Origin of the sequence: Paenibacillus sp. AR247 (genome assembly GCF_002968895.1) — a bacterium.
Taxonomy (GTDB): domain Bacteria; phylum Bacillota; class Bacilli; order Paenibacillales; family Paenibacillaceae; genus Paenibacillus_AQ; species Paenibacillus_AQ favisporus.
Map to the genome: position 1 here is coordinate 316,028 of NZ_PCZT01000024.1, position 5,616 is coordinate 321,643.

The window sequence follows — 5,616 nt, forward strand, 5'->3', positions numbered from 1 at the left end:
AGCGATCAAGGCCCGCGGCAAGCTTATCGCCGGCGTGAAATACGACACCAAGCTGTTCGGGCTGAAGGACCCGACTTCCGGAAAGGTAGAGGGCTTTGACATCGACATCGCCAAGGCGCTAGGCCAAAAAAATACTCGGCGATGAAAACAAGATCGAGCTGAAGGAAGTAACGTCCAAAACCCGCATTCCGCTGCTGCAGAACGGGGACATCGACCTCATCGTCGCCACGATGACCATCACCGAGGAGCGCAAGCAGCAGGTCGATTTCAGCGACGTCTATTTTAAAGCGGGTCAATCCCTGCTCGTGAAGAAAGGCAGCGCCATCCAAGGCCTGGAGGACTTAAAAAAAGGCGTGAAGGTGCTGACCGTCAAAGGCTCCACCTCGGCTAAAAACATCCGCGAAAAAGCGCCGGACGCCACCGTGCTGGAGTTTGAAAACTATCAGGACGCATTTACCGCGCTGAAAGCTGGCCAAGGGGAAGCCCTGACGACCGACAACGCCATCCTGCTCGGCATGCAAAAACAGGATCCGAACTACGTGCTGGTCGGCGGCACCTTCACCGACGAGCCTTACGGAATCGCCATCAAAAAAGGCGACGCCGAGTTTGTGAAAACCGTCAACGATCTGCTCAAGGAAATGAAGGACAGCGGCGAATACGACAAGCTGTATGAGCAGTGGATGGGTGTCAAACCCGAGTAGGGCCTTGGCTTTCGCTGCCTTTCCCGGTACGCTGCGGGGAGCCCTGAAAACCTTTAAGAAAGGACGAAGGCCATGCCGGGCAAATTTGACATTCACGTCTTGTTTAACCACTGGGACCGTTTTGCTGAAGGCTTTGTCCACACGATCGAAGCCAGCGTCCTCGCCTTGATCGGGAGCTTCGTGCTCGGCGTTATCATCGCCGTGATGCGGATTTCCCCAATCCGGGCCCTGAATGTGATCGGAACGGTGTATGTTGAGTTTATCCGCAACATCCCGCTCCTGCTCGTCGTGTTTTCTTTTTCCTGGGAATCCCGTCGCTCGGATTGCCGCTGGACGGCTTTACCTCGGGGACGCTCGGGCTGATGGTCTACACCGCCTCTTTCATCGCGGAAGCCATCCGTGCCGGCATCCAGTCCGTACCGACCGGCCAGACCGAGGCCGCCCGCGCGACGGGACTCTCGTACGTCCAGACGATGCTTCACATCGTGCTGCCCCAGGCGATTAAGATTGTGCTGCCGGCCATCGGCAACCAGTTTATTAATCTCGTTAAAAATTCGTCCATTCTGGCCGTCGTGACTGGGATGGACCTGATGTATTACGCCGACCTGATCAACTCCGACACCTTCCTGCCCCTGACCGTGTATACGATCGTCGCCGTCTTTTACCTGGTGCTTACGCTTCCGCTCAGCTTTGCGGTCCATTACATGGAACGCCGATTCCGCTCGGCTGACCGATAAAGGGGCTTTATTCTGGCAAGAGGAGAAGATGCCGCCATGGATTTTATAGGTGCCTATTCCCTACCCAACGTCAAGTTTCTGCTTGAGGGGTTTCTCGTTACGATCGAGGTCGCGGTGTTGTCCATTGTGTTCAGCTTCGTGCTGGGAACCGTTCTCGGGACGCTGCGTTACGCTAAAATCCCCGTATTGTCCCGGATTGTCGCAGCCATCGTCGATATTATCCGGAACCTGCCGCTGCTGCTGATCATCTTCTTCATGTACATCGTGCTCCCTCAGCTCGGGATCAAGATGTCCCCCTTCTGGGCGACGGTCGTCGGCCTGACCTTGTTCGAGGGGGCCATGATTTCGGAGATCGTCCGCGGCGGACTCAATTCCGTTGACCGGGGACAAATCGAGGCGGCCCGCTCTTCGGGGCTGAGCTATATGCAGACGCTCCGGCATATCATTCTGCCGCAGGCGCTCCGCCGCATGGTTCCGCCCTTGGTCAGCCAGTTCATCTCGCTGCTCAAGGATACGTCGCTCGCGGTTATCATTTCGCTTCCCGAGCTCATGCACAACGTGCAGATCCTGCAGGGACACAGCCCGAACTACGTCATCCCGGCCCTTATCTTCGCTGCCGCCCTGTACTTCATCGTGAACTATATTCTCTCGATCATCGCCCGGCGGCTGGAGGCCAAGACGCTCTGACACGGCTGCTCGGCCCGGACAAAGAAAACAAGCCCAGCTCTCCCCCTTCACGGGTGAGGCTGGGCTTGCTTGGGTTTGAGGCGTATCCGCATCAAGTATGGTGTGGGCGGTTACCGCGCCAGCGATACCACCAGCGTTTTGATTTCGTACGGCTTGAAGCGCAGCTCCGTACCATTGCCCGATACGCTCAACGGCTCGCCGCCTTCTTCCATTAAATTCGTCTCGGCCGCCGTGCTGACCGCACCGGCCTGCGGGTCCAGCTCGACCCGGGCGCGGGTGCGGATGCCGCCGTATTCGTACATGCGGATGACGATATCGTCGCTGTCCTCGGCCTTTTTGACCGTGTCGATCATAATATTCGGCTGATTCACCTTGACCAGACCAAGCGCCTCTGGCAAAATGCCTTCCTGTACCGGCACGGCCAGCAGCGGCGTGTTCAGGCCGCAGGCCGCTTGGTGGGTTCCGCCTTCATACCAGCCGCCGCGGTGCGGATACAGCGAATACGTAAATTCATGCTCCCCCTGATCGGCGGATCCGTCCGGATAGACGGCGGACTTGATCAGGCTGAGGCGGATGACGTGGTTGCGGATGTCATGCCCGTATTTGCAGTCGTTCAGCAGGCTGACGCCGTAACCGCCCTCGGAAAGGTCCACCCAGCGCTGCGCCACGGATTCGAACCGGGCATAATCCCAGCTCGTGTTCCAGTGGGTCGGACGCTCCACGTTGCCGAATTGGATCTCGTAAGTGGCCTTGGTGGAGCGGATGTCGACCGGAAATGCTGCCTTGAGCAGCTGCTGGTGCTCCTGCCAATCCACTTTGGTCACAAAATCGATCCGCGGGTCGTCCCGGTACACCGTGAACTGCTGCTCGATGGTGGAGTTGTGATACGCATACACCAGCTTGATCACGCCGCGCAGGGGTCCTTCCTCCAGGACCGTCAGTTCCTTCAGATCCTCGACCGTCCGCATTTTTTCCTGGTAGAAAATATCGATGTCCCAGGCGTCGTGCGCCATCGGCTTATCCTCGAACACCTGCAGCACGTTCGCCGGCTCGCCCGGCTTCAGCACTTCGCGGTCCGCCTGCTTGTCGTACAGCGATACCAGCTGACCGGCTTCGTTCAAGCGGATGCTGTAGAACGGCGTTTCCACGACGTCTCCCGTGATCTGCCAATCCGTCTCAGCCGCTGCTGCGCCTGCAGCGGAAGCCGAACCTTGGGTGCCTGCCCCCTCGCTGCGGCCGTAAATGGTCGTGTAGCCGTAGGCCGGCACATCCTTCACGGTGACCAGCACGCGGGCAGATCCATCCTCCTGCGCAGGAATGATCTGGGACGGCAGCTCTTCTCCGGCTGCGGAATACCACACCATCTGTGCGGCCCCTTCCACGGATACTTCGCTGACGAAAGAGCGTTCCCAGCCGAGCGGATTGAAAATCCGGACAGGGGAGCCTTTGCTTTCCGCCTTGGCGGAGTCCGGCTGTGCGCCCGCTTCTCCGCGGCCCTCGGCGGTAAACTGCGACAGCCCCTGTTCCAGCACCTGCACGGCCAGCTGCTCGGCTTCGGCGTACTCGACCCGGCTGTCCTCATACACTTCGTGAATAGACGAGCCCGGGATGATGTCATGGAACTGGTTGCGAAGCACGATTTCCCAGCTGTCCGCGAGGCCCCCGGCCGGATAGGCATAGCCCGGATTCAGCATCAGCGCCAGCGCGTTCACGAATTCCGCGTTGTGCAGCAGCTGCTCCAACCGGCGGTTCATCCGCTTGTTATAAGCCTGGGACGTATAGGTACCGCGATGGTATTCCAGATACAGTTCCCCGTCCCACAAGTGAAGCTGCGGATCATCCTTGACCCGCGCCTCCAGCTGTTCGAAGAATGCTTCGGCTCCGCCCTGCTTCACCTGCGGCGCCGCCGGCATATCTTCATAACGGCGGGCCGCTTCGAGCATATCCCGGGTCGGACCGCCGCCGCCGTCGCCCCAACCGTAGGCGAGCAGCAGGTTCTCGTTGATGTCCTTCTGCCGGTAGTTATCCCACAATCCCTGAATCGAGGAGCCGGTAATGTTGCCGTTGTACGTATAAAACCAGCTGCCGTCGTTGTCCGGGGTTGTGATGTAATGCGTCAGCATTTCGGTTCCGTCGATGCCGCGCCACATGAACGTGTCGTACGGGAAGCGGTTGTACTGGCTCCAGCTGATTTTGGTCGTCATGAAGTAGTCGATGCCGCTCTTCTTCAGAATTTGCGGCAGCGCCCAGCTGTATCCGAACACATCAGGCAGCCATAAGACGCGGTTGTCGACGCCGAATTCCCTCTTGAAGAAGCGCTTGCCCGTCAGCAGCTGCCGAACCAGCGACTCCCCGGAAGGAATGTTGCAGTCCGACTCCAGCCACATCGCCCCGGTCGCCTCCCAGTTGCCTTCCTTCACGCGATCCTTGATTTTCTCGTACAGCGTCGGAAAATCCTTCTTCAAATAAGCGTACAGCTGCGGCTGGGACTGAAGGAAGACATACTCCGGAAAGCGGTCCATGAGCGTCAGCACCGTCGAGAACGAGCGCCCGGACTTCTCCCGGGTATGCTTCAGCCGCCACAGCCAGGCAACGTCGATATGGCAGTGGCCGACCGCGGTGATCTGCGGCCGCGGGCCGCGCGGAATCGCCTCAAGCCGCTCCTTCAGCACGTTCAGCGCCTGCTCGGTGGAGGCGTAGAAGCGGTCCGATCCCGGCGCGCTCCAGTCCAGCAGCCGGAACGCCTCCTCCAGCGCAGACGTCATCGCCTGCTTCTCCAAGGCGCGTTCGTCCAGCAGCTTCACCGTCTGCAGCATGTGCAGCGCCGTGTAGTACAGATCGTCGGTTGCCGCGTCAAGCACCGCAAGTTCCAGCACATCAACCCGATGATCAAACGGCATATGGCTGCCGTTCGGGGGCGTCAGTCCGCTCCATGCGCGGATGGCCAGCTCCACGCAGCCTTCGTCCACAGCCTGCGCCGGGAAGAACAGCTCGGCATGGTTGCGGTCCACGGCCTGCGCCGGCTCCCCGTTCAGATACACCTGGCCTTCATAACCGCTGCAGTTGCCCCCGCCGGTTTCCCCAAGCTTGATCAGTCCTACGACGTCCTGCGCCCGCCACGATGCGGGAAACGTCACGTCGGCGATGAACCAGGCGTAGCGGTCCCTTCCTCCCCAGCGGTCCCCTACCTTCACGACCGGCTGGCTGCCTGCGGCGGCCTTCGCTTCCGCCAAACTCTCCACATCCGGTACGATATGCATGTTCTCCAGCGGCTTGCGGTTCCGGTATCTCAGCCCGGCCAGCTCCTGAATGCGCCGCTCCAGCTTTTCAATCATAAATCTCATGGATGATCACCTTTTCCCCTTCTGCATCCTTCCGTCTCCGGCCATGCATGCTCCCGGAATTTCCGGAGTAATAAATTGCTGCTTCGTCGGTTACAGCACATCGGCAATAAGTTTTGCTCGTATTAATATATATAATATAGCATTTAT

The 5,616-nt window shown here is 59.1% G+C and carries 2 protein-coding genes and 2 pseudogenes; 3 read left to right on the forward strand and 1 reads right to left on the reverse strand.

Annotation, left to right across the window (positions count from 1 at the left end):
- From CPT76_RS32395 to CPT76_RS32405, 3 genes and pseudogenes are all read left to right on the forward strand, one after another.
- Positions 1-701, forward strand: a pseudogene (locus tag CPT76_RS32395) (glutamate ABC transporter substrate-binding protein); the annotation flags it as partial.
- Positions 702-773: 72 nt separating this feature from the next.
- Positions 774-1,438: pseudogene (locus CPT76_RS32400) on the forward strand (amino acid ABC transporter permease).
- Between the two features lie 36 nt (positions 1,439-1,474).
- The gene (locus tag CPT76_RS32405) at positions 1,475-2,125 is read left to right on the forward strand and encodes an amino acid ABC transporter permease (protein ID WP_076172665.1); all 651 of its coding nucleotides are present in this window, start codon (positions 1,475-1,477) and stop codon (positions 2,123-2,125) included.
- 110 nt (positions 2,126-2,235) lie between these two features.
- On the opposite strand, the gene CPT76_RS32410 is transcribed toward CPT76_RS32405, so the two are convergent.
- Positions 2,236-5,469, reverse strand: a complete 3,234-nt coding sequence (locus tag CPT76_RS32410) for an alpha-mannosidase (protein ID WP_105445802.1) — start codon at positions 5,467-5,469, stop codon at positions 2,236-2,238.
- Positions 5,470-5,616 lie beyond the last annotated feature (147 nt).

Coding starts and splice junctions, on each gene's coding strand:
- CPT76_RS32410 (WP_105445802.1), bottom strand. CDS start 5,469: ATGAGATTTATGATTGAAAAGCTGGAGCGGCGCATTCAGGAGCTGGCC.
- CPT76_RS32405 (WP_076172665.1), top strand. CDS start 1,475: ATGGATTTTATAGGTGCCTATTCCCTACCCAACGTCAAGTTTCTGCTT.